Source organism: Pseudomonas sp. LBUM1652, from assembly GCF_059716105.1.
The window spans coordinates 4,567,462-4,590,184 of sequence record NZ_CP166804.1 but is presented as its reverse complement, the minus strand read 5'-3'; the positions used below and the strand labels follow the sequence as shown (position 1 = coordinate 4,590,184).

The window sequence follows — 22,723 nt, the reverse complement described above, 5'->3', positions numbered from 1 at the left end:
AATAGGACGCTCGCGTCGGCGAACTACTGCTGACCGGACCCTTCGGAACCCGAGCCACCGGTGGTGGTTTTCGAGCCGACGCCGGGGCCGGCGTTGTCTGGCGTTGCAGGGGAATCCGGGGTGTTCATGCCGCCCTGGCGACCGGGATCACTGCCTTGCGTGCGAGGATCGGTGCCGGTGGCTGGGGGCTGGTTGATCAACGGAACACCCGAGCCATCGGTATTCATGCCGGGGGCACTGTTGATGGCGGGGGCTCGCGGAGGGGTCGGATCGGTAGGGCCGGTACCTGCCGCGGTTGCAGCGAAGGCTGCGGGGCAGAGCAGGGCGGTGAAGACAAGAGCGGTCAACCTTGACGGAATCATAGGGCTTCTCCAGTGATTGGAATCCTTACCTTGTGTTGGTCTGCCCTGGTTTTGGATTGGTGCCTGATGATCGACGAACGGTCTACATCGCTTGTGCGGTTTTGACATTGATCCGGCGCCAGAGTAATCGGCCGAGGGTGATCAACCAGTTCAGCAGCGCGACCGCCAACACCGTGAGTAGCAGCGTCGCCATGCCGTGTTCAACGATGATTTTCCCGGCCAATAATGGAAAGCCAAAAACGCCAACAAAATAGGAAAGACTGAACAGCAGCAACGCCTGCGAAGTCGTGCCATTCGGTGCTTCGTTGGCGGCCAGTCCGTTGATCACCGAATAAGTAAGTCCGTAACCGACACCCAGCATCACCGCCGCCAGCAGATAAGCGAAACCGCTGTGTACGCCGAACGCAAACAGCACAATCGAGCCGAGCATCAGCCCCGACAGCAGACACGACGCACGCAGTGGATCACGCTTGACCACGAAGCCGGCGATCAGCATCCGGCTGCTGATTGCCGCGCTCATGAAGCCGAGAAAGAACAGCGAATAATCCAGCGAGCGGGTAGCGGCATAAGTGGTCTGGAAGCTCGACAGACCACCGAACACGCAACCGCCGAGACCGACCATGATGATCGGAAACAGCGCGCGGGAACCGAGTACTTGAGTGGTCGCTCGCCAAGTGATTCTGGCGGAGGACATGGTTTGGGGGCTTTGCAAGCGAGCACCGAGCAGCCAGAACAACAACACGCCGATCAGGCTCGCCAGTGCCGCCAGATAGAACGCCGACGTCACCGGCAAGCCCAGCGCATTGGCCACCCTTCCGAGCAACGGCCCGCTGCCGATCCCGGTCATCATGCTCCCCGACAGCAAGGCAAAATATTTCGCCCGCTGCGCCGGGGTCACCAGACTGGCGACAATGATCGGCCCCAAGGTGTAAAACACCCCCCAGCCCAACCCCAGCAACAAACCGAAAAACAGCAACAGATGACCGAACCCGGGCGTCATTGCAAAGCCCAGACTGGCCGCCACCAGCAGTAGACCGAACAACGCAATCGAACGCGCCGCGCCAAGCAGATCCGACAGGTGCCCGGACACCAGCACTGCCGCAAACGTGCTGAACATCGCCGCAGAAATCACGCTGCCGGCATCGTGTTCATTGCCGCCGCGCGAGCCGATCAACAGCGACAGCAGAAACGTCGAACCGTAGGACAATGACAGCAGGTAACTGGCGAGGCAGAACAGGCCGAACAGCTTGCCCGACACCTTGGGTGTGGCTTGAGACATTGACGCGTTCCTTGACCGGAGCATTGAGCGTCATCTATCTAACACGCCCGGCGCCAGGCTTAGGTCTGAGCTTGGTGAAGTCAGGATCGTTGCGGGCCGGAGTAATGCGTTCAGGCGATACCAATCTCTTCCTTGAACTGCTCCATGAAGCCTTTCAGGCGTTGATGACGAATCTGCGCCAGGCGCTGGCCGGCGGCGGTCTGGAAACCGTCGGCGAGGTGCAGCAGTTTGGTCTGGAAGTGATCGAGGCAGAACCGTGTGTCGTTGTAATCGCGATGTCTCGCCTCCGGATCCTGTGGGTCGTACAACGCCGATCCCATGCGCCCGGCCACGTAGAAGGTGCGGGCGACGCCGAGCATACCGAGGGAATCGAGACGGTCGGCATCCTGGACGATTTTTGCTTCGAGGGTGATTGGCGTGATGTTGGCGGAAAAGCTGTGGGCTTCGATGGCGTGGGCGACGGTGTTGATTTTGGCTTCGGGCCACTTCAGGTCGGCCAACACTGCGCAGGCTTTTTCCGCTGCCAGGCGCGAGGCTTGCGAGCGCAACGGCGAGTTCTTTTCAACGGCGACGCAATCGTGCAACAGCACAGCCGCCAGCAATACTTCAAGATCCCCGCCTTCCTCGGCCTGCAACGTACGCACGTTGTGCCAGACCCGTTGCAGGTGGGCGAGGTCGTGAGCACCGTCGTCTGAGGGTTCGAGCGCGTGGGGTAGCAGATCTTCCGCAAGAGTCATCAGTGGAGTAAAAGCGCTGGCAGACATAAACACTCTTTCAGTTGAGGTGGGTGTCTGTGGCGAGGGAGCAAGCTCTCTCGCCACAAAAGCAATGGCGCCTTAGTATGGCGCTTTCCATTTTCCAACAAGGCCCGTCCATGACGATCGAGATCCGCCCGGCGACCCCCAGCGATGCTCCGCAAATCCTCGCGTTCATCACCGAACTGGCAGATTTCGAAAAAGCCCGCCACGAAGTTATCGCCAGCGTTACCGACATCGAGCGCAGCCTGTTCGGCGAAGGCGCCACCGCCCATGGCCTGATCTGCCTGCGCGACGGCCTGCCCATTGGTTTCGCCGTGTTCTTCTTCAGCTACTCCACCTGGCTCGGCAGCAACTGCCTGTACCTCGAAGACCTCTACATCACCCCCGAGCAACGTGGCGGCGGCGCCGGCAAAACCCTGCTGCGCCATCTGGCAAAAATCGCCTGCGACAACGACTGCGGACGCTTCGAGTGGAGTGTCCTGGAATGGAACACGCCGGCCATCGACTTCTACAAATCCCTCGGTGCCCAGCCGCAGGAAGAATGGGTGAGGTATCGCATGGATGGCAAGGTGTTGCGCGAGTTCGCCGAGGGCTGAACAACAATGATGGCGATCTAGTGCTAATTCGATTGTCGCCAGCCCTCTAGTCCGGCATTCTACGCGCCATTTTTGCGCGCTCACGGACGACACCTGCAATGCCTCTGGCAAAATTTCTCCACGCCCGTGGAGCCTTCGCTGCGTCAATGAGTGACCGGCGATGAGCGGATTACGGGCGTCAATGCGTTTGTATGGCCTGGTGAAAAACTCGGGCTCCAGCGACAACCCCCAGCGTCAACCGGTAGACATCCTCTGCGTCGTCAGTCGCACGGGCGGCAAAGCCATCCGTGCGTTTGTGTCTCGGCTCGACGCCGAGTTGATGGCGCGCAGCGAAGGGCTCGATGCTTATCGCGTGATCCCCCTGCGCAGCTTTGATCCCACAGTGTTTGTCGACGTCCAACAAGGCTGGCTGACGCTGCACATTTGCTGCGGCTTCGTCGCCCCGGCCGGTCATTCGTTGCTCAAGGACGGCGCGCTGATGCCGATGGGGTGGTACGTCTACTCCGAGATTGGCCAGTGGACTGCCGAACATCATCTGGACCTCGGCGCGCAAATGGCCGAGTTGCTGCAATCAACCTACGACCTGATTCACCTGCACAATTACAACGCTTGGCTCAACGAACTCGATGACGCCACGCCTGCCGAGCTGGCGTGGTACGTCGATGAAGCCTGGCGACATCTGCCAACCGCTGCATCCCCAGACAGCCGTGAGCATTGCCACGCCCTGTTCGACCCCGTCGACAACCGCTGGCGCTTCGCCGCGACCGACATCGATATCCATCAGCCGCACCCGGAACCTCTGAAGCAAGGAGCTTTGAATTGAGTGGTAAACCCGCCGCACGCGTCACCGACCCGACCGCCTGCCCACTGCCTGGCCATGGCACCAACCCGATCGTCTCCGGCTCGCCGAACGTCTTCTTCGACGGCCTCGCCGCTGCGCGCATGACCGACAAGTCAGCATGTGGCAGTCCGATTACTGGCGCTGTCTCCGGCACTGTGTTCATCAACGGCCTGAACGCCGCCACACTGGATAGCACCGGCGGGCATGGCAATGTCGTGGTCGGCGGTTCGGGGACTGTGATTATTGGCCAGAGCGGCGGAGGCGCGGCGTTTAGTGGGTTGTTGCCGATGCCGGTGCATTTTAATGATCGGATGCAGATCGTTGATGAAACCAGCGGCGAACCGCTTTCCTATATCGCGTATGTCATCGAGCGGGCGGATGGAACGCTGGAGCGAGGCGTCACCGACGCAGCGGGGCACACCCACACTGTTAGCTCGCATCTCAAAGAAACAATCAAACTGTTCGTGGAGTAACACCGATGGGAGCCCAAGCCGGAGCCGTTCAAGGATGCATCGGGAGACTGGTAGCCAGCCACGAACTCACAACCAAAGAAGACCAGACCGCCAAACCTGTGACGCTTGCGAGAGAAGTCGTAGCGTTTTTCATCGGTGGGGCAGGTGATTCGGAAAGTTACTATGGCGATGGTCCGAGTAACTACACCTTAAGGGCCATGGAGGCGTTGGAGGGGCGACTGGGGCCGAAATACGGCGATAAATTCCAACGGCATTACATGGGCTACAACGACGTCAAAGGGGATTCCGATCTTGAGGAATTTGTGTTTTCCAAGCTTCCTCACAAGTCCGCGCACGTGTACATCGTTGGTCACAGCCTGGGTGGATGGAACGGCGCGCATTTGTCTCAGATTCTGACCGACAAAGGTTACATCGTTAAAATGCTCGTTACGTTGGACCCCGTTGGTGAAGGAGTGATGGTTGCATTGATCTCGGATATTTATTGGTCGGAGCCAACACCCAAGGCTGAAAAATGGATCAATGTTCGAGCCGAGCCTGTTGAGATGGATCGGACCGACGTCGTTGCCTGGATGGGGGGTAAGTGGGATATCGAGTCAGGTCCGGATGTCATGGGGATTGTCAGGTTCAACCACTATTCGGCGAGAGTTCTGTATGAAACCCGGTTGGAGTGCGGGCAATCTGCTTTGGACTTATCTGCGGACTCTATCGCTGGTTATTTGGGAGAAGGAGCATGAGATTTGCACTGCTGATCGTGGCGTCGCTGCTGTGCGTGTCCTGCGCAAAGTCCCATGACATAAGGTCGGCGAAGTTGGAATTCGAATCGATTCAATCTCGTTCGGAAAACATTTTTTTTGATGTGAATTTTTATTCGGATATGGAATTGCTGGAGCTTTTCAGGCGAGAAAAGAAAGCGAACAGCTATGACCAGGTTTTCATCTGTGCGTTAGGCGAGGATACGGATTTCTCTGTTGAACACACGATTTCAAAAGCCGCGATGGGGTTAATCGAAGAAAACAAAGAACCTTTGAGGCAAGCAGGATTTGCTTACACGGCAAGGATTGCCGTCAAGAACGTGGCAGAAAAGAAAAGATCGTCGACGTATTTGAGTCGGGAGGAGTTGGAAAAACTATTGGTAGGTAAGCAAAGTATTCCATGCAAGGTGGTCATCACGGCCACAGGTTATAAGGCTTACTACACGCAATCGATGTTTATTCCTGTTGCAGACATTCTGTCTGCCTTGGTGGACGACTCAGTCAAAGGTGAAACGGTATCCCCCGCGTCCGAGTAATCCATCATCCGCGGTGACGGACGCCAGGAGCCCGGAATAACTGACGACAAAGGCCACACACATGAGGTGGGTTCCAGCGAGCACGAAACGGTGAGGGTCCTGATTAACAAGAATCTGGACGTCGTTCAGCGGTGGACAAAATGAACTGATTTCATCCCAAAATATGGGATGTAAAATTACATATTGAGATTTACTGTTTGAGAGGTCTATAGTCCGTCGCACTCACTGCCAAAAACAAAACAGGTGAAGCGATGCTGGCGCAATTGATCGCGCTCGATTGGGGGACGACCTCATTACGTGCTTACAAACTCGCGGCGGGCGGTGTGGTGCTGGAGCAGCGTTCGCTGTCGTCCGGGATCATGCAGTTGCCGAAGACCCCGCGAGTCATCAACGGTCGCGAATGTGCCGACGGTTTTGAACTGGCCTTTGACGAGGCTTGTGGCGACTGGCTCGATGCACAGCCGGATCTGCCGGTGATCGCCTGCGGCATGGTCGGCAGCGCGCAGGGCTGGCGTGAAGCGGCCTACTGCGAAACGCCGGCGAACGTCGCCAATCTCGGAAACTCCCTACAAACAGTTGTCAGTCTTCGCGGCACGCGGGTGCATATCGTGCCGGGCGTGATTCAGCGTTCGCGACTGCCGAATGTGATGCGTGGCGAAGAGACTCAAGTCCTCGGTGTTCTGCAGAATCTTCCGGTGGAGGCGGGCAACGAAGTGTTGATCGGCCTGCCGGGCAGTCATTCGAAATGGGTGGAAGTGGTCGATGGCCGCATCACGCATTTCGACACCTTCATGACCGGCGAAGTGTTCGCCGTGCTCAGTGATCACAGCATCCTCGGCCGTACTCAACAGCAAGGCGCGACGTTCGATGGTCAGGCGTTTGACCGGGGCGTGCAGGTTGCGCTGTCGGCGGACGGTGAGCTCGGCGTGCTCTCGACTTTATTCAGTGCGCGAACGCTGGGCCTGACCGGTGAACTCAGCCCGACGGCGCAAGCGGATTACCTGTCCGGCCTGATGATTGGCCATGAACTGGCGGCACTCGCCACGGTTCAGCGGCATCGACGCAACAGCGTGCATCTTCCTTCGATCGTCCTTATCGGCAACGCGCAACTCTGCGCGCGCTATAGCCGTGCCCTCGATGCCTGCGGGTTCGCCAAGGTGACGCTGGCCGAGCAGGCCACCGAGCGTGGCTTATGGCAACTGGCGCTGGCCGCCGGACTGATCGATTCCTCATCCCGTTAACCCTGACTGGAGGCCTGACATGCTCAAGCAAGCATTGGCACAAAACGGTCTGATCGCGATCCTGCGCGGCCTGCATCCGCAGGAAGCTGCCGCTGTCGGAGAAGTCCTGTATGCCGCCGGATTTCGCGTCATCGAAGTACCGCTCAATTCCCCTTCGCCGTACGAAAGTATCCGCATCCTGCGCACGACGTTGCCCGCCGATTGCCTGATCGGCGCCGGCACGGTGTTGACCCCGGAGCAGGTCGAGCAAGTGAAAGAGGCTGGCGGCCAGGTGATCGTCATGCCGCACAGCGATGCCAAGGTCTTGCGTGCAGCAAAAGCGGCGGGTTTGTTCCTCTCGCCAGGCGTGGCCACACCGACTGAAGCGTTCGCGGCGCTGGAGGAGGGCGCGGACATTCTCAAGCTGTTCCCGGCCGAGCAGATGGGCCCGGCAGTCGTCAAAGCCTGGCTGGCGGTGTTGCCTTCTGGAACGGTGCTGGCGCCGGTCGGCGGGATCACGCCGGACAACATGCAGGCGTTTATTGACGCGGGTGTGAAAGGCTTCGGACTCGGTTCCGGCCTGTTTAAACCGGGGATGACGCCGCAGCAGGTTGCGGTCAATGCCAAGGCCTACGTCGCTGCCTGGAAAGCCCTTCGCTAAGAACTTTTGGCGCTGCGTGCGCTGCATCTATAAGAGCTGCATTTACAAAAAGAGAGCAGAGATGAAAATCACCAAACTCACCACCTTCATCGTCCCGCCGCGCTGGTGCTTCCTCAAGGTTGAAACCGATGAGGGCGTGACCGGTTGGGGCGAGCCTGTCGTCGAGGGTCGCGCGCACACGGTTGCCGCTGCCGTTGAAGAATTGTCCGACTACCTGATCGGCAAAGACCCACGCAACATCGAAGATATCTGGACGGTATTGTACCGCGGCGGTTTCTATCGCGGCGGCGCGATTCACATGAGCGCACTGGCCGGTATCGACCAGGCGTTGTGGGACATCAAGGGCAAGGCGCTCGGCGTTTCGGTCAGCGATCTGCTGGGCGGTCAGGTGCGCGACAAGATCCGTGTGTATTCGTGGATCGGCGGCGACCGTCCGGCCGACACCGCACGCGCGGCGAAAGAAGCGGTGAGCCGTGGTTTTACCGCGGTGAAGATGAACGGCACCGAAGAGCTGCAGTTCCTCGATACTTTCGAAAAAGTCGACCTCGCCTTGGCTAACGTGGCCGCCGTGCGTGATGCGGTCGGGCCGAACGTCGGCATTGGCGTCGACTTCCATGGCCGGGTACACAAGCCGATGGCCAAGGTGCTGATGAAGGAACTCGACCCGTACAAACTGATGTTTATCGAAGAGCCAGTGCTTAGCGAAAACTACGAAGCACTGAAAGAACTGGCGCCGTTGACCAGCACGCCGATTGCTCTCGGTGAGCGGTTGTTCTCGCGCTGGGACTTTAAACGGGTGTTGAGTGAAGGTTACGTCGACATCATTCAGCCGGATGCGTCGCATGCCGGCGGCATCACCGAAACCCGCAAGATCGCCAACATGGCCGAAGCCTACGACGTGGCGCTGGCGCTGCATTGCCCGCTGGGGCCGATTGCGCTGGCAGCGTGTTTGCAACTCGACGCGGTTTGTTACAACGCGTTTATCCAGGAGCAGAGCCTGGGTATCCATTACAACGAGAGCAACGACTTGCTCGACTACGTGAAGGATCCGCGAGTGTTCGATTACGACAAGGGCTTCGTGAAGATTCCGAACGGGCCGGGGTTGGGCATCGAGATCAACGAGGAATACGTGATCGAGCGTGCGGCCGTCGGTCACCGCTGGCGCAACCCGATCTGGCGCCATGCCGATGGCAGCTTTGCCGAGTGGTGAGTCATCCCTGACCCACCGCTGGCGGTGCTGATCGTTCCCGCGCTCTGCGTGGGAACGCCTCATTGGATGCTTTGCGTCCGCTGTTGGGACGCGGAGCGTCCCGTGCTGCATTCCCACGCAGAGCGTGGGAGCGATCTTCTGACCTCAATAAACATAAAAAGAGGCACTCCCCATGCAACCGCAAACCCTCACCGGGCAGGCGTCTTTAGTCACGCCTAGCCGTAAGCGGTTTTTCATCATGGTGTTGCTGTTTATCACCGTGGTTATCAACTACCTCGACCGCAGTAACCTGTCGATTGCCGCACCGGCGCTGACCAGTGAGCTGGGCATCGATCCAATTCATGTCGGCCTGATTTTCTCGGCGTTCGGCTGGACTTACGCCGCCATGCAGATCCCCGGCGGCTGGCTGGTGGATCGGGTACCGCCGCGCATTCTGTATAGCGTTGCGCTATTGCTGTGGTCGCTGGCCACGGTGATGCTTGGTTTCGCTGCCAGTTTCATTGCACTGTTCGTGTTGCGCATGGCGGTCGGTGCGCTGGAAGCGCCGGCCTATCCGATCAACAGCCGCGTGGTCACGACCTGGTTCCCCGAGCGCGAGCGCGCCACGGCGATTGGTTTCTATACGTCCGGGCAGTTCGTTGGGTTGGCGTTCCTCACCCCGGTGCTAGCCTGGCTGCAACACGAATTCGGCTGGCACATGGTATTTATTGCAACCGGCGCGGTGGGCATTGTCTGGGCGGCGATCTGGTACGCGGTGTATCGCGAGCCGCGTGATTTCAAAGGTGTCAACGATGCAGAAATCGACCTGATCCGCGAGGGCGGCGGGTTGGTGGATATTCAGGCCGAGAGCGCCAAGGTCAAAGCCAAATTCAGTTGGACCGATCTCGGCATCGTTCTCACTAAACGCAAGTTGTGGGGCATCTACCTCGGCCAGTTCTGCCTGAACTCGACGCTGTGGTTTTTCCTGACGTGGTTCCCGACCTACCTCGTGAAATATCGCGGCATGGACTTCATCAAATCCGGCCTGTTGGCGTCGCTGCCGTTTCTCGCAGCGTTCGTTGGCGTGTTGTGTTCGGGGTTCTTTTCCGACTTTTTGATCCGTCGTGGTTACACCGTCGGTTTCGCGCGCAAGTTGCCGATCATTGGCGGGCTGCTGATTTCCACCTCGATCATTGGCGCCAACTTCGTTGAGTCGACGCCGCTGGTGATTGCGTTTCTGGCGCTGGCGTTTTTCGGTAATGGGTTGGCGTCGATCACCTGGTCGCTGGTGTCGACACTGGCACCGGCACGCCTGCTCGGCTTGACCGGTGGGGTGTTTAATTTCATCGGTAACCTGTCGGCGATTGCCACGCCGATCGTGATCGGTTTCCTCGCCAGCGGTGATTCCTTTGCCCCGGCGATCACCTATATCGCGGTTCTCGCATTGATCGGCGCTTTGTCCTACGTGCTGCTCGTGGGCAAGGTCGAACGTATCGAGTTGTAGTGCTCAGCGTCGGGCGACCATAATGCCGCCCGTTCCCTCGCTCAACGGTAAAGGCTGGATATGCAGGAAGACGCCCCGGAAAAAACCAAGGACGCCGCGCCCACCGGCACTCAGACGCTGCTACGCGGACTGGGTGTGGTGCAGGCCGTGGCCAGTGGCGCGCGGGATCTCAAGGAGATCGCCCGGCTGATCGGCACCACGCGCAGCACCACCCATCGTCTGGCCAGCTGTCTGGTGGATGAGCGCTACCTGCGCGTGGTGCCGCAAATCGGTTATCTGTTGGGGCCGAAGCTGATCGAGCTGGGTTTCCAGGCACGCGAAGAGTTGCCGCTGGTGACGTTGGCCGGGCCGTATCTGGATGAGTTGTCGGCACTGACCGGTGACACGGTTCACCTAGGGATTCGTGAAGGCGACGAAGTGCTGTATCTGTTGAAGAATCCAGGGCGCAACGGCCCGGAGATGCGTTCGCGGGTTGGCCATCGCATGCCTCTGGCGCGCACCGGGATCGGCAAGGCGTTGATGCTCGACGACACGCCGCAGGATTGGCAACGTCTGTATGACATCAGTCTTCCGGCGGGTGGGAAAAGTCAGTTCTGGCCGCAGCACCCACAGCAGTCGTGGGAACAGGTTGAACAACGGATGACCGAGTATGTGGTCGGTGGCTACGCGTTCGATCTGGAAGACAACGAACCGTCGATCCGTTGTGTGGCGGCGCCGATCCGTGATGCGAGCAAGCGCATTGTGGCGGCGATCAGTATCGCCAGCACTGTGCCGTACATGCCGCTGGAGAAGATGGCCGAGCTGATTCCCCTGATCAAAGGGGTCACAGCCCGGCTATCGGCGGAGCTGGGATTGAAGGTCTGAAGGATCAGACTTTCAGGGTCGCCATGTCGATCACGAAGCGGTATTTCACGTCACCGGCAATCATGCGGGCGTACGCCTCATTGATCTCGCGGATGTCGAGCATTTCAATGTCGCAGGTGATGTTGTGCTCGGCGCAGAAATCCAGCACTTCCTGAGTTTCGGCGACGCCACCGATCAGCGAACCGGCCAGCACGCGGCGACTCATCACCAGTTTGCCGGCGTGTACCGGTGGATCAACCGGCTCGATCAGACCGACCAGAATGTGCACACCGTCGAAACGCAGGGTGTCGAGGTACGGGTTCAGGTCGTGCTGCACCGGAATGGTGTCGAGCAGGAAGTCGAAGTAACCCGCCGCAGCTTTCATCTGCTCGGCATCGGTGGACACGATCACATGATCGGCGCCCTGACGACGGCCTTCTTCAGCTTTGCTTGCCGAACGGGTGAACAGCGTCACTTCGGCGCCCATCGCCTTGGCGAACTTGATGCCCATATGGCCGAGGCCGCCCATGCCGAGAATCCCGACCTTGTCGCCAGCCTTCACGCCGTAGTGCTTGAGCGGCGAATAAGTGGTGATGCCGGCGCAGAGGATCGGCGCGGCGCTGGCCAACGCCAGACGCTCCGGAATGCGTACAACAAAGTGCTCGCTGACGACGATGCTGTCTGAGTAGCCGCCCATGGTGTTGCTGCCGTCGACCCGGTCCGGGGTCGCGTAAGTCATGGTCGGACCTTCGAGGCAGTATTGCTCAAGGTTCGCTTGGCAGGCTTCGCAGGAGCGGCAGGAGTCGACCATGCAGCCAACGCCGACCAGATCGCCTACTTTGTGTTTAGTGACATTCGCACCGATGGCGGTGACTTTTCCGACGATCTCGTGGCCGGGCATCAATGGGTAAACAGCGATGCCCCATTCGTTGCGCGCCTGGTGAATGTCGGAGTGGCAGACGCCGCAATACAGGATCTCGATCGCCACGTCGTCGGCCCGAGGGCTGCGGCGTTCGAATTTCATCGGGGCGAGGGGCGTGGTGGCCGATTGGGCGGCATAGCCGATGGCGGTATACATGTGAAACCTCGCAAAAGCAGTAACAAGTGAGGCGGCGCATTTTGGGCGCCGTCCGCCTGTCCGGCCATGACGATTCCTCCGGGTCTCATGCCTAATCCTCCGGCATGCGGCTTTGATCGGTCGCATTGGCAAAAGGATCTGCGATGATGCTTTCATCCCTTTTTCCGTGATTTTTGTGAAGAACATGTCGATGCAATTGACCCGTCACCTTGATGCCAACGCCACGCTGGTTTCGTTGATCGAACCGCTGGCGCTGCGCGACGGTTATTCCCAGACCGGGCTGCCGGGTGTGCAGGTGTTGCGCGCCAGTTGTGACGTTGCCCGTGGCCCGCACATTTATGAGCCGAGCCTGATGATCATCGCCCAGGGCAGCAAACTGGCGTTTCTCGGGCCGCGCACCATGGAGTATGGCGCCGGGCACTATCTGATTCAGGCGCTGCCGGTGCCTTTCGAATGCGAAACCTTTGCCTTGCCGGATGCGCCGTTACTGGGGATTTCGGTGGCGATCGACCGTGTCTTGCTGGGTGAATTGGTATTGGCGATGGGGCTGGCGCCGGGGCGGCATATTCCAGCGCAGACACCTGAGTCGATGACCTCGGTGGTGCTTGACGATGCCATGCGAGGTTGCGTCGAGCGGCTGCTGCAATGTCTGCACGATCCGCTGGAATGCCAGATTCTCGGGCCGGCGCGGATTCGCGAATTGCTCTTCGTCGCCCTGCGCGGTCCGCAGGCTGATGTGTTGCGGGCGTTGGTCGAGCAGCAGGGGCAGTTTGCCCGGGTCGCGGCATCGATCAGTCATTTGCACGCGCACTACACCGAGCCGTTGAACGTCGAGACCCTGGCCAGTTGCGCGAACATGAGCGTTTCGACGTTTCATGAACATTTCAAGCGCAGCACGTTGTTGTCGCCGGTGCAGTATCTGAAGCGCCTGCGCTTGCTTAAGGCGCAAACGCTGCTGGTGGCGGAGGGCCTGGGTGTGGCGCAGGTGGCGCATCGGGTCGGGTATCAGAGTACTTCGCAGTTCAGCCGTGAATATAAGCGTTACTTTGAGCGTAGCCCTGGAGAGGAGCGCGCGGCCTGAGGATTTACACAATCCCCTGTAGGAGTGAGCCTGCTCGCGATAGCGGCGTACCAGATAACATGATGTCGACTGGTTTACCCTATCGCGAGCAGGCTCACTCCTACAGTTGTTTTTGGTGAGACAAAAATTTTGGGCAACAAAAAGGCCCCCGTTTCGGGAGCCTTGATGTTCAGCGGTTCGGCTTACATATTTGGATAGGTCGGGCCGCCGGCGCCTTCCGGCGTTACCCAGGTGATGTTCTGCGAAGGGTCCTTGATGTCACAGGTCTTGCAGTGCACGCAGTTCTGGGCGTTGATCTGGAAGCGTTTCTCGCCGTCTTCCTTGGTGATGACTTCGTATACGCCGGCCGGGCAGTAGCGCTGCGCCGGTTCGTCGTACAGCGGCAGGTTTTTGCTGATCGGGATGCTCGGGTCGGTCAGCTTCAAGTGGCATGGCTGTTCTTCTTCGTGGTTGGTACCGGAGATGAACACCGAGCTGAGTTTGTCGAAGCTGAGCTTGCCGTCGGGTTTCGGGTAGTCGATCTTCTTGCAGTCGGCCGCGAGCTTGAGGCAGGCGTAGTCCGGCTTGGTGTCGTGCAGGGTGAACGGCAGTTTGCCGCCGAAGATGTTCTGATCCAGCCAGTTGAAGCCGCCACCGACAATGGCGCCGAACTTGTGGACGGCCGGGCCGAAGTTGCGGCTGGCGAACAGTTCGTCGTAGAGCCAGCTCTTCTTGAAGGCGTCGACGTAAGTGGTCAGCTCTTCAGTGCCGTCCTTTTCAGCGAACAGCGCGTCAGCCACCGATTCAGCGGCGATCATGCCGGACTTCATCGCGGTGTGGCTGCCTTTGATCTTGGCGAAGTTCAGGGTGCCGAGGTCGCAACCGATCAGCGCGCCGCCCTTGAAGACCATTTTTGGCAACGAGTTCAGGCCGCCCTTGCAGATCGCGCGGGCGCCGTAGCTGACGCGCTTGCCGCCTTCCAGGTACTGAGCCAGTACCGGGTGATGCTTGAGGCGCTGGAACTCGTCGAACGGCGACAGGTAAGTGTTGCTGTAGGACAGATCGACGATCAGACCGACCACCACCTGGTTGTTTTCCAAGTGATAGAGGAACGAGCCACCGGTGTTCTCGGTGCCCATGATGTCCAGCGGCCAACCGGCGGTGTGCACCACCAGGCCTGGCTGGTGTTTGGCCGGATCGATTTCCCAGATTTCTTTCAGGCCGATGCCGTAGTGCTGGGCGTCGGCATCGCTGTCGAGGTTGAAGCGCTTGATCAGTTGCTTGCCGATGTGGCCACGGCAGCCTTCGGCGAACAGCGTGTATTTGCCACGCAGTTCCATGCCCGGGGTGTACAGGCCTTCTTTCGGATTGCCTTCGCGATCAACGCCCAGATCACCGGTGATGATCCCGCGCACGATGCCGCTTTCGTCGATCAGCGCCTCCTGAGCGGCGAAGCCCGGGTAGATTTCCACACCCAGGTTTTCAGCCTGTTGGGCCAGCCAGCGGCAAAGGTTGCCGAGGGAGATGATGTAGTTGCCTTCGTTGTGCATGGTCTTGGGCACAAAAAAGTCAGGAATCTTCTGCGCGCTTTCGGCGTTTTTCAGCACGAAAATATCGTCGCGGGTGACTGGCGTGTTCAGCGGGGCGCCGAGTTCTTTCCAGTCCGGGAACAATTCGTTCAGAGCGCGTGGTTCGAACACGGCACCGGAAAGGATGTGTGCGCCGACTTCGGAGCCTTTTTCGACCACGCAGACGCTGATTTCCTTACCGGCTTCGGCGGCCTTCTGCTTCAGACGGCAGGCGGCGGACAGGCCAGCGGGGCCGGCACCGACGATGACCACGTCGAATTCCATGTATTCGCGTTCCACAGGCTATCTCCTACTCAAGGCTCAACAGTTTTTTTTCTAATTTGGAGGTTTGGTGTCGCATCCGTATTGCCTTTACGTTAACGTCAAGGGCAGTAATGGAAAACCCACCTTTCTCTCTAGGGGGCGCATTATATCTACACCACTCTGAGCGTCCAATACAAACGTTTGTTTGAATTGGCTCCAGCCCAGAGAAATCAAAGAAGCGCGGCTTATGAGTGACCATTTTGCCGTATTGACCGGAATAGGCGTTCCGGTCAAGATACGGGCGGTTTTGCGCTCGCCGTAGGCAGACTGGCGGTTTCAAGAGCACCTCTAAAGACAGGGCGTAGGCAGTACAAGGTGATGCGCAGCGCAGGTCTGGCGCGCAGTTTACACACCGTGAAGATCAATGACTTGTCGGTCACCACTGACGAACGGTCATCGCACTTCGCAGCGTGGAATCACCCTATACACAAGCCGGCGTTTTTAGAGGTGCCCTTGTAGCCCGATGAGCATCATCCGCCAGGTTCGCCTAGGCGACTTTCTTTTCACCGGAGAGTAACGAGGAATCCATGAAGGTTCTTGTAGCTGTCAAACGCGTTGTGGATTACAACGTCAAGGTTCGCGTCAAGGCGGACAATTCCGGCGTAGACCTCGCCAACGTCAAGATGTCGATGAACCCGTTCTGCGAAATCGCAGTGGAAGAAGCCGTACGCCTGAAAGAGAAAGGCGTTGCGACTGAAATCGTCGTCGTCTCCATCGGCCCGACCACTGCTCAGGAACAGCTGCGTACCGCACTGGCTCTGGGTGCCGACCGCGCCATCCTCGTCGAATCCGCTGAAGATCTGACGTCCCTGGCCGTTGCCAAACTGTTGAAAGCGGTTGTCGACAAGGAACAGCCTCAGCTCGTGATTCTGGGCAAGCAGGCAATCGACAGCGACAACAACCAGACCGGCCAGATGCTCGCTGCACTGAGCGGCTACGGTCAGGGCACTTTCGCCTCGAAAGTCGAAGTCTCCGGCGACAGCGTTGCCGTGACCCGCGAAATCGACGGCGGCGCGCAGACCGTTTCGCTGAAACTGCCAGCGATCGTCACCACCGACCTGCGTTTGAACGAGCCGCGCTACGCGTCCCTGCCAAACATCATGAAAGCCAAGAAGAAGCCTCTCGAAGTGCTGACTCCGGATGCTTTGGGCGTTTCCACCGCCTCCACCAACAAGACTCTGAAAGTCGAAGCGCCGGCTGCACGCAGCGCGGGTATCAAGGTCAAGTCGGTGGCTGAACTGGTCGAGAAACTGAAAAACGAAGCGAAGGTAATCTAATCATGACTATCTTGGTAATCGCCGAACACGACAACAAAGTGCTGGCTCCGGCCACGCTGAACACTGTTGCTGCCGCTGCCAAAATCGGCGGTGACATCCACGTTCTGGTTGCCGGCCAAGGCGCTGGCGCCGTGGCTGAAGCCGCTGCGAAAATCGCGGGCGTGAGCAAAGTCCTGAACGCTGACAACGCCGCTTACGCGCATCAGTTGCCGGAAAACGTTGCTCCTCTGGTTGCCGAACTCGGCGCTGGCTACAGCCACATCCTGGCTGCCGCCACTTCCAACGGCAAAAACATCCTGCCGCGCGTTGCCGCTGCGCTGGACGTTGACCAGATCTCCGAGATCATCTCGGTAGAGAGCGCTGATACTTTCAAGCGCCCGATCTACGCCGGTAACGCCATCGCTACCGTGCAATCGACCGCTGCAATCAAAGTGATCACCGTGCGTGCCACCGGTTTCGACCCGGTTGCTGCTGAAGGTGGTTCGGCTGCCGTTGAAGCGGTTGCTGCCGCGCACAACGCTGGGACTTCGAGCTTCGTTGGCGAAGAACTGGCCAAGTCTGATCGTCCAGAACTGACCGCTGCCAAGATCGTCGTTTCCGGCGGCCGCGGCATGCAAAACGGCGACAACTTCAAACACCTGTACGCCCTGGCAGACAAGCTGGGCGCTGCCGTCGGTGCTTCGCGCGCCGCGGTCGACGCAGGTTTCGTACCGAACGACATGCAGGTCGGTCAGACCGGCAAGATCGTTGCGCCACAGCTGTACATCGCGGTCGGTATCTCTGGCGCGATCCAGCACTTGGCCGGGATGAAAGACTCCAAAGTGATCGTTGCGATCAACAAGGACGAAGAAGCCCCGATCTTCCAGGTGGCCGATTACGGTCTGGTGGCGGATCTGTTCGAAGCCGTACCTGAGCTGGAGAAGCTGGTCTAATCCAGCGGCTTCACTTATAAAGAGCCCGACCTTTTGGTCGGGCTTTTTTTTTGTCTCGGTTCTGAGTGGGAGCGTTTTGCCATGGATCTGCGCTGCGGATTGTTATTGGGATTGGCCCTATTGCCTGGGTTGGCAACGGCCGCCGGCAAGTGCGAGCGCCTCGTCGTCACCGGCAGCCCGGACGCGCCGCCGTACCTGTGGCAGGATCCGCAGAATCCCAAGCAATTGATCGGTGCCAGTGCCGATCTGTTGCAGCAAGTGGCCAAAGACCTGGGTATCAAGGTGGAGTTGCTCTACGCGGGCAAACGATCCCAGGCCCTCGATGAAGTGCGCAGTGGCCGTATGGATATGCTGGCCGATGCGCCACTGACCCTCAACGAGCTGGAAAACTTCGACTACATCCATCCGCCGCTGCTGGAAAACGATTACCTGGTGTGGACACGTAAAGGCTCGACTCTGGCCTACACCGAAGCCAAAGACCTGCACGGCCATTCCGGTGGCTTGTCGGAAAAGTCTCGAATGACCCAGGCATTTGGCACCTTCGCCGATCAGCAATTGACCCTTACCCGGACAGCAAACCTCACCCAGGCCTTTCAGAAATTGCTCCTGGGTGAAGTGGAATATGTACTCGCCGGACGTTACTCGGGCATGGCCGCCGCGCAGGCGTTGGGCATGGCCAATGACTTGCTGGCCTTCGAGCAACCCATTGATCGACCGGGGCTGTATCTGGCGGTTTCTCATAACTCGGCGTGCAACGATCCGTGGTTGCGCGGACAGTTGGCCAAAAAGATGACAGAATTGCCCGCGTCCGGACTGACGGAAACCGCGCTGCAACGCAACATCGAGCGCTGGAAGGCGCAGCAGCAACAGCCGCAACAACCTGTCAGTGCCCCAAAACAGTAGGGATTCTTAGTGAGTATTCGACCTCTTTTCGCGGCGATGGCCGTTCTGGCCATGGCCGGTTGCGCGACCGATCCGGCACCCAATGAACAAATGCGCCTGACCGAACAAACCATCGCCCAGGCCAAGGCCGTCGGCGCGACCGCCGATGATGTGCCGGAAATGAAACTGGCCGAAACCAAGTACAACCGGGCCAAGGGCAACATGGCCGATGAGTCCTACCGAAACGCGCGCATGCGCGCCGAACAGGCCGAACTCGACGCGCGTCTGGCAGAAGCCAAAGTGCTGACGCAAAAGAGCGAAGCACAACTGAACGTGCTCAACACCCGCATCACCCGTCTGCGCAAGCAACTGGGAGATGCCCAATGAGCCTCAAGTCCAAAGTTCTCGGTGGTGTGATCCTCGCCGGTTGCGCCAGCCTGTATGGCTGCGCCGGTCAACACAGCGAATCCGCTCTGCAAGAGGCCAGCGCCGACTTCCAGAAGGTCAAGGAAGATTCCAACGTGCTGCGTATCGCGCCGAAGGACGTGATACGCGCCGGTGAATCCCTGGCCCGTGCCGATCGCCTGTCCACTTATTGGGGCAGCGGTTCGGACGTGGTGCATTACGCCTACCTGAGTCAGCGATACAGCGAAATTGCTCGCGAACACACCAATAAGGTGCTCAATGAAGAGCGCGCAGCCAAACTCGAACTGGAGCGTCAGCGCCTTCAACTGGCGCTGCGCGAATCGAAACTGTTGAGCGTTCAGCAGCAGGGCAAATGGCTTGAAGAACAGATCGTCGCTCTGGCCACCACGCAGACTGATCGCGGTTTGGTGATGACTCTTGGCGATGTGCTGTTCGATACGGGTGAAGCGGAGCTGAAAAACTCGGCCAACCGCGTCGTTCTGAAGATCGTGCAGTTCCTGCAATTGAATCCGAAACGCGTGGTGCGTATCGAGGGTTACGCCGACAGCACTGGCGGCAAACAGGAAAACCTCAAGCTGTCCCGCGACCGCGCGCAGTCGGTAGCCGATGTGCTTATGGACCTGGGCATCGACGACAAACGCATTCAGGTCGAAGGTTACGGCGACGAATACCCGGTGGATGCCAACGCTTCCGAGCGTGGACGCGCACAGAACCGTCGGGTGGAAATTGTCTTCTCCGACGAAAAAGGCCAGCTCGGCGCCGCCCGTTAAGGGTTGCGTCTCTGGAAAGCCCGGGCTGTCATGCAGCGCCGGGCTTTTTTACGTCTGTCGAATAGCTCGCAAATCAATACAGTTGTGGCAGACACTGCACTGTATGGTCGACTAGAGTGACAACTGTCCCAGTACACTTCTAAACTGTTCCGGTATTGTTTCACACAAGAATAAAATGCCCGTGAAATCGAGTGCTGCGTCATGACCAATCTCTTGCTCTACCAACGTATTGCTCAGCAACTGGCCGAAGACATCCGCCGTGGTGTCTACCAACCGGGAGAACGCGTGCCATCGGTGCGCAAGATGAGCTCGCAGCTCAACGTCAGCCATGCAACGGTGTTGCAGGCTTACGCCAACCTCGAAGATCAGGGCCTGATTCGCGCGCGGCCACAGTCCGGTTATTACGTGCACCAGACCCCGGCGCTGACGGCGCCTACGCCGGATATAGCCCGGGTCGAACGGCCTGGTCTGGTCACGCGCAGCAGCATCATCCAACAAGTTCTGGTCGAGTCGCGCCGCGAAGGTGTGTTCCCGTTGGGCGCCGCCGTACCGAGCGTTGACTATCTGCCAGTGCGCGCGCTGCATCAGCAACTGGCCAAAGTCACTCGCTTCCACAGTCCACGGGCCTTCAGCTACATGTTCAGCCCCGGCTTCGAACCGCTTCGCCGGCAAGTGGCGATCCGCATGCGCGACGCCGGCGTGGTGGTTGATCCCTCGGAAATCGTGATCACCCACGGTTGTGTCGATGCCTTGCAGATGTCATTGCGCGTGCTGACCCGACCGGGCGACCTGATCGCCGCCGAGTCACCAACCTATTACGGACTGTTGCAACTGGCCGACCTGCTGGGCCTGAAAGTCATCGAGATTCCCAGCGATCCTGCCACCGGCATGAGCCTCGAAGCACTGCAACTGGCCGCCAATCAGTGGTCGATCAAGGCGCTTGTGCTGACCACACGCCTGAGCAATCCGCTGGGCGGCACCATGCCTGAAGAGCGGCAGAAACAACTGCTGCGCCTGGCTTCGGATTTCGATATTCAGATCGTCGAAGACGATATCTACGGCGAATTGATGTTCGAACAGGGCCGCACCAAAGCGCTGAAGGCTTACGACCGGCTTGACCGAGTCATCTACTGCTCAAGCTTCTCCAAAACCCTGTCGCCCGGTGTACGCATCGGCTGGATGATCGCCGGCAAGTATCAGCAGGAAATTCAGCGCTTGCAGACCTTCAGCACGCATTCGGCGTGCAGCGTGACGCAGATGGCGATTGCCGCTTATCTGGAAAACGGCGGTTATGACCGGCATTTACGGTACATCCGCCAGGAATACCGAAAAAACCTCAGCGCTTTCCAGCTGGCGGTGCAGCAGTACTTCCCCGAAGGCACGCAGATGTCCCGGCCCACGGGCGGTTTCATCCTGTGGGTGAGTCTGCCGGGACGGGTCAATACTCAGGAATTGCATGTCCGCGCATTGCAGCAGGGCATCAGCATCGCACCGGGCCTGATCTTCAGTAATACCGAGCAGTTCAACCACTGTATCCGCCTGAACTGCGGCATTCCGTGGAACCGCGAGGCGGAGAGGGCGTTGATGACGCTGGGCCTGCTGGCAACCCAACTGTGCCAGGAAACGGCTGGCGGATTCTGAACGAGTGGCCGGTGATGCTTGTCTTGTGGCGCTCAACAAGCGAGCATATGGCCCTCTGCCGTTAGTGTCGTTGGGTCCATGAAAGCGATTTTTTCTGCCGCCGGGATTGTGATTTTTTCGCTGATGATCAGTCATGCGCCAGAGGTCATGGCGGCTGCGGTTCAGGATAAACCGGCAGCGACGACCCCGGCGCAAAAGCCGGCGGCGAACAAAAAAGCCGTCCCGGTAAAAAAAGCGCAACCCAAGAAAGCCGCGCCGGTGAAGAAACGCAAGCCGGTGGCTTCCAAGTCCAAACCCGCCAGTGAAATAGCAAAGTCGAAATTGCCGCCAGCCAAATTGGACCTGAGTCTGCCCAGGGACATGGTCCAGGAGTTGAAACCTGAAGGCACTGTCCCGCTGCCCAAACGTGAAGCGATCCTGCCGCAGATGTTTGGCGAGAAAAACAGCGGATTCCAGCTCAACGGCCGTTTGCTCAGCAACGAAATGCAGCTGCAGTTGCGCAACGATGAGCGCCGGGACGTGGAAGGCGCGGCGCTGGATTTCGAATTCAAACAGTAAAAGCCACCCATCTGTGACCCGCGAAGCAGACGCTTTGTCGGAGACTGGTCAGTCATTTTCACTTATCCGTAAAAACCCCGGTTCAGGGAATTTGAAACAGCCGTTTTAGCGGTTACCCTGTCCGCGTCTCTTTTTACACATTACCCGTTGCGAGGACTTGTTCGTCATGAAATGCCGTGAAGGCTGTGGCGCTTGCTGCATTGCCCCTTCCATCAGCTCGGCGATTCCCGGCATGCCTGATGGCAAACCTGCCGGCGAACGTTGCGTGCAACTCTCGGTCGAAAACCTGTGCAGCATTTTCGGCCGTCCAGAGCGCCCGGCGGTCTGTTCCGGCTTCGCTGCCGATGTCGAGGTGTGTGGCAGCAGTTCGGAAGAGGCGATCAGGTTGATCGGCTGGTGGGAGCAAATGACGGCCGCGTGATGTGTCAAACGAACGGAACTTCAACAATAAGGAATAAGACTATGGGTTCGCTGCACCGTATCGCTGTGTTGTGTGGTTTGACTGCCGTGCTGGCGACTTCGGCCGCTCAGGCTGAAGACTGGAAGGTCGCCAAGAACGAGGACGGCATCAAGGTTTCCCTGAGTGAGGTGCCGGGTTCGGACTACAAGTCCTATCAGGGCGTCGCCCTGATGAAGACCACCATCGCCAAACTGCGCGCACTGCAGGAAGACGTCTCCGGTGCCTGCGCTTGGATTCACGAGTGCAAGACCCAGAAACTGCTCAAGCACGAGGGCGATCAGAGCTGGACTTACAGCCAGTTCAACACGCCTTGGCCAGTCACCCCGCGTGATTCGGTGCTGCGCATCACCACTGTTGAGGGCGCCGATGGCAGCCTGACTCGCAACCTTGAAGGCGTACCGAAGTACATTCCTGAAGAGAAAGGTTTTGTCCGCGTGGTCAAGGTCGAGGGTTTCTGGAAGTTCGTGCCCAAGGGCGATCAGGTCGAAGTGACCTACCAGGTGCACACCGAGCCAGGCGGCAGTGTGCCGTCGATGATTGCCAACAAGTTTGTCGTCGACGCCCCGTTCAACACCCTTAAAGCTCTGAAAGAACGTGCCGAGAAGTAATCGCCGCGCTTGCAGTAAAACGCCCCGAACAATTCGGGGCGTTTTGTTTTGGAGCTTTATTGTGTTTCCAGATATGCGTTGAACGAAATTTTCACAATGCGTTCAAGACAATTCGCCCGCGCTGT

25 protein-coding genes are annotated in these 22,723 nt (G+C 58.7%); 20 read left to right on the top strand and 5 right to left on the bottom strand.

Annotated features, from left to right (window positions below; genetic code table 11):
• Positions 1-23: 23 nt before the first annotated feature.
• From ACA069_RS20615 to ACA069_RS20605, 3 genes are all read right to left on the bottom strand, one after another.
• On the bottom strand, positions 24-362 hold the full coding sequence (locus tag ACA069_RS20615; RefSeq protein ID WP_187677775.1) for a hypothetical protein: 339 nt from the start codon (positions 360-362) through the stop codon (positions 24-26).
• Positions 363-444: 82 nt separating this feature from the next.
• Positions 445-1,641 (bottom strand): MFS transporter, encoded by a 1,197-nt coding sequence (locus tag ACA069_RS20610; RefSeq protein ID WP_497615113.1) that lies wholly within the window; start codon positions 1,639-1,641, stop codon positions 445-447.
• 110 nt (positions 1,642-1,751) lie between these two features.
• Positions 1,752-2,405, bottom strand: coding sequence for an HD domain-containing protein (locus ACA069_RS20605; protein ID WP_401270830.1), 654 nt, complete (start codon positions 2,403-2,405; stop codon positions 1,752-1,754).
• Positions 2,406-2,515: 110 nt separating this feature from the next.
• Here ACA069_RS20605 and ACA069_RS20600 point away from each other — a divergent pair, with 110 nt between their 5' ends.
• From ACA069_RS20600 to ACA069_RS20555, 10 genes are all read left to right on the top strand, one after another.
• Complete coding sequence (locus tag ACA069_RS20600) at positions 2,516-2,995, top strand: GNAT family N-acetyltransferase (protein ID WP_064588662.1); 480 nt, start codon at positions 2,516-2,518, stop codon at positions 2,993-2,995.
• A 160-nt stretch (positions 2,996-3,155) separates the two neighbouring features.
• A complete protein-coding gene (locus ACA069_RS20595) occupies positions 3,156-3,818 on the top strand; it encodes a hypothetical protein (protein WP_489879017.1) in 663 nt (220 codons plus the stop codon).
• Positions 3,815-4,309 carry a PAAR domain-containing protein gene (locus ACA069_RS20590; RefSeq protein WP_497615112.1) on the top strand — a complete coding sequence of 165 codons (495 nt, stop codon included), beginning with the start codon at positions 3,815-3,817 and terminating at the stop codon, positions 4,307-4,309. Before ACA069_RS20595 ends, ACA069_RS20590 begins: the two co-directional genes overlap by 4 nt.
• A gap of 5 nt (positions 4,310-4,314) precedes the next feature.
• Positions 4,315-5,043 (top strand): alpha/beta hydrolase, encoded by a 729-nt coding sequence (locus tag ACA069_RS20585; RefSeq protein WP_401270822.1) that lies wholly within the window; start codon positions 4,315-4,317, stop codon positions 5,041-5,043.
• Positions 5,040-5,597: a hypothetical protein gene (locus ACA069_RS20580; protein WP_401270820.1), complete on the top strand. Its 558-nt coding sequence runs from the start codon at positions 5,040-5,042 to the stop codon at positions 5,595-5,597. The genes ACA069_RS20585 and ACA069_RS20580 overlap by 4 nt, the downstream gene beginning before the upstream one ends.
• Positions 5,598-5,848: 251 nt before the next feature.
• Entirely contained in the window at positions 5,849-6,838 is a 990-nt protein-coding gene (locus ACA069_RS20575; RefSeq protein WP_497615111.1) for a 2-dehydro-3-deoxygalactonokinase, read from the top strand.
• A 19-nt stretch (positions 6,839-6,857) separates the two neighbouring features.
• The gene (locus ACA069_RS20570; protein ID WP_187677766.1) at positions 6,858-7,478 is read left to right on the top strand and encodes a 2-dehydro-3-deoxy-6-phosphogalactonate aldolase; all 621 of its coding nucleotides are present in this window, start codon (positions 6,858-6,860) and stop codon (positions 7,476-7,478) included.
• Between the two features lie 61 nt (positions 7,479-7,539).
• The gene (gene dgoD / locus ACA069_RS20565) at positions 7,540-8,688 is read left to right on the top strand and encodes a galactonate dehydratase (protein WP_008085519.1); all 1,149 of its coding nucleotides are present in this window, start codon (positions 7,540-7,542) and stop codon (positions 8,686-8,688) included.
• A 172-nt stretch (positions 8,689-8,860) separates the two neighbouring features.
• Complete coding sequence (locus ACA069_RS20560) at positions 8,861-10,171, top strand: MFS transporter (RefSeq protein WP_187677765.1); 1,311 nt, start codon at positions 8,861-8,863, stop codon at positions 10,169-10,171.
• 60 nt (positions 10,172-10,231) lie between these two features.
• On the top strand, positions 10,232-11,035 hold the full coding sequence (locus ACA069_RS20555; RefSeq protein WP_187677764.1) for an IclR family transcriptional regulator: 804 nt from the start codon (positions 10,232-10,234) through the stop codon (positions 11,033-11,035).
• A gap of 4 nt (positions 11,036-11,039) precedes the next feature.
• On the opposite strand, the gene ACA069_RS20550 is transcribed toward ACA069_RS20555, so the two are convergent.
• Positions 11,040-12,092, bottom strand: coding sequence for an NAD(P)-dependent alcohol dehydrogenase (locus ACA069_RS20550; protein WP_305439102.1), 1,053 nt, complete (start codon positions 12,090-12,092; stop codon positions 11,040-11,042).
• A gap of 190 nt (positions 12,093-12,282) precedes the next feature.
• Between ACA069_RS20550 and ACA069_RS20545 the strand changes: the two genes are divergently transcribed.
• Positions 12,283-13,173, top strand: a complete 891-nt coding sequence (locus ACA069_RS20545; RefSeq protein ID WP_401270812.1) for an AraC family transcriptional regulator — start codon at positions 12,283-12,285, stop codon at positions 13,171-13,173.
• Between the two features lie 182 nt (positions 13,174-13,355).
• Here ACA069_RS20545 and ACA069_RS20540 read toward each other — a convergent pair whose 3' ends face one another.
• Positions 13,356-15,020, bottom strand: coding sequence for an electron transfer flavoprotein-ubiquinone oxidoreductase (locus ACA069_RS20540; protein WP_497615110.1), 1,665 nt, complete (start codon positions 15,018-15,020; stop codon positions 13,356-13,358).
• A 551-nt stretch (positions 15,021-15,571) separates the two neighbouring features.
• On the opposite strand from ACA069_RS20540, the gene ACA069_RS20535 reads away from it, so the two are divergent.
• The 9 genes from ACA069_RS20535 (at position 15,572) to ACA069_RS20495 (ending at position 22,598) form a co-directional block, all read left to right on the top strand.
• On the top strand, positions 15,572-16,321 hold the full coding sequence (locus ACA069_RS20535; RefSeq protein WP_007908338.1) for an electron transfer flavoprotein subunit beta/FixA family protein: 750 nt from the start codon (positions 15,572-15,574) through the stop codon (positions 16,319-16,321).
• Between the two features lie 2 nt (positions 16,322-16,323).
• A complete protein-coding gene (locus ACA069_RS20530) occupies positions 16,324-17,253 on the top strand; it encodes an electron transfer flavoprotein subunit alpha/FixB family protein (RefSeq protein WP_187677760.1) in 930 nt (309 codons plus the stop codon).
• Positions 17,254-17,334: 81 nt separating this feature from the next.
• Positions 17,335-18,156, top strand: a complete 822-nt coding sequence (locus tag ACA069_RS20525; protein WP_401272144.1) for a substrate-binding periplasmic protein — start codon at positions 17,335-17,337, stop codon at positions 18,154-18,156.
• Positions 18,157-18,165: 9 nt separating this feature from the next.
• Positions 18,166-18,522, top strand: a complete 357-nt coding sequence (locus tag ACA069_RS20520; RefSeq protein WP_489879024.1) for a DUF4398 domain-containing protein — start codon at positions 18,166-18,168, stop codon at positions 18,520-18,522.
• Positions 18,519-19,331, top strand: a complete 813-nt coding sequence (locus tag ACA069_RS20515; protein WP_305439095.1) for an OmpA family protein — start codon at positions 18,519-18,521, stop codon at positions 19,329-19,331. Before ACA069_RS20520 ends, ACA069_RS20515 begins: the two co-directional genes overlap by 4 nt.
• Before the next feature lie 201 nt (positions 19,332-19,532).
• Positions 19,533-20,972, top strand: a complete 1,440-nt coding sequence (locus ACA069_RS20510; RefSeq protein WP_187677756.1) for an aminotransferase-like domain-containing protein — start codon at positions 19,533-19,535, stop codon at positions 20,970-20,972.
• 78 nt (positions 20,973-21,050) lie between these two features.
• Positions 21,051-21,530 carry a translation initiation factor 2 gene (locus ACA069_RS20505; protein WP_489879025.1) on the top strand — a complete coding sequence of 160 codons (480 nt, stop codon included), beginning with the start codon at positions 21,051-21,053 and terminating at the stop codon, positions 21,528-21,530.
• 166 nt (positions 21,531-21,696) lie between these two features.
• Positions 21,697-21,951 (top strand): YkgJ family cysteine cluster protein, encoded by a 255-nt coding sequence (locus tag ACA069_RS20500; RefSeq protein WP_187677754.1) that lies wholly within the window; start codon positions 21,697-21,699, stop codon positions 21,949-21,951.
• A gap of 41 nt (positions 21,952-21,992) precedes the next feature.
• Positions 21,993-22,598: an START domain-containing protein gene (locus ACA069_RS20495; RefSeq protein WP_187677753.1), complete on the top strand. Its 606-nt coding sequence runs from the start codon at positions 21,993-21,995 to the stop codon at positions 22,596-22,598.
• The last annotated feature ends 125 nt before the right edge of the window (positions 22,599-22,723 follow it).